Annotated in this window: 1 protein-coding gene and 2 pseudogenes; 1 reads left to right on the top strand and 2 read right to left on the bottom strand. The window is 59.9% G+C overall.

The features are described from left to right. Together RFN28_RS34570 and tnpB are read right to left on the bottom strand one after the other, a co-directional pair. Positions 1–143, bottom strand: a 143-nt coding sequence (locus tag RFN28_RS34570; protein WP_320291593.1) for a hypothetical protein, incomplete at its 3' end; no start/stop codon positions are given. A 271-nt stretch (positions 144–414) separates the two neighbouring features. Continuing rightward, positions 415–642 (bottom strand): annotated as a pseudogene (gene tnpB, locus RFN28_RS35020) (IS66 family insertion sequence element accessory protein TnpB); the annotation flags it as partial. Positions 643–822: 180 nt separating this feature from the next. Between tnpB and RFN28_RS34565 the strand changes: the two are divergent. Further along, a pseudogene (locus RFN28_RS34565) lies at positions 823–1,135 on the top strand (integrase); the annotation flags it as partial.

Genomic DNA, 1,135 nt, shown 5'->3' with positions numbered 1-1,135 from the left:
TTGCGCGGCAGGTTCGGATTGAGCTTGCGCACTGGCAGCACCCGGACCTTGTCGGTGTCAGCGACGATGGGCAGCTCGGCCTCGGGCCCACTGGCGGCGACATCGGTCTCGAGATCTTCGAGTTCGAGCAGCATCTGACCCAGCTTCTCGGACGAGCGGCCGAAGGCCTTGCGGTTGAACCGATCGATCCGCAGCTGCAGGCGCTGGATGCGAAGTGCGGCCTCGGCGCGCTCTCTGCGCAGCTGCTCATCGCGTTCGGCGATGGTGATGTCACGGGCAGCAACGGCCGCTTCCAGAAGCGCGATCCGGGCGAGGAAATCAGCGGTTGAGGGAGCTTGACACCCAAACTACATACCCGAAAGACCTCCTTCACGAAAGCAGAATCGACACAAAATCAATAACAAACGAGCAAAATTAGCCAGCCAGACGCGGCCGATAAGTCTTGCTCGGCCGGCGCCAGTCGATCCCGTCCAGAAGCAGCGAAAGCTGCGCCTTGGTGAGCGACACGGCGACCTGATCCTTGGTGGTGGGCCAGGCAAAACAGCCATCTGTAAGTCGCTTTGTGAACAGGCAGAACCCCTGGTCGTCATGCGCCAGAATCTTGATGATATGGCCCTTGCGTCCACGGAAGCAGAAGATCGCGCCAGTATGCGGTTAGGTGGCGCGCCACCTAACCGTTCTTATGCATCGGGTGAGATTTTGTGGCGGAGGCGTCTCGGCGCCAGCCGGGGTCTGCCAAATCTGGCATCCTCCGCCACATAATATTTCCTACCTCTCGGATGGGTGCGGGATCCCCCCGCGCCGCTATTCCGGAGGGACAATATGCTCGAGTTCTATTTCTCGTATCGCGGGGTGCTCAAGCGCCTGCGTAGTGGTGTGCTCGGTGGCGAGATGGATCGCCTCGCCGAGCATTTTTTCACGCTCGGTTACAAGCGAGCGTCGGCCAAGATTTATCTGAGCCGGATTGCGCGCTTTAGCCAGTTTGCCGCGACGCGCTGTGGTCCGATGCCGATCCATCAAGATGTCATCGACAGCTATTTGGGCGCGTTTACTACGGATACTCCGCGCATTGGGGCAGTATCGGCTCTGGGCCATGCACGGCGAGTGGCTCCGGAGCGGTTCATTATTTCCGTTC

Source organism: Mesorhizobium album (assembly GCF_033977205.1).
GTDB classification, from domain to species: domain Bacteria; phylum Pseudomonadota; class Alphaproteobacteria; order Rhizobiales; family Rhizobiaceae; genus Mesorhizobium; species Mesorhizobium album.
This window is presented reverse-complemented; position numbering and strand designations above follow the sequence as displayed.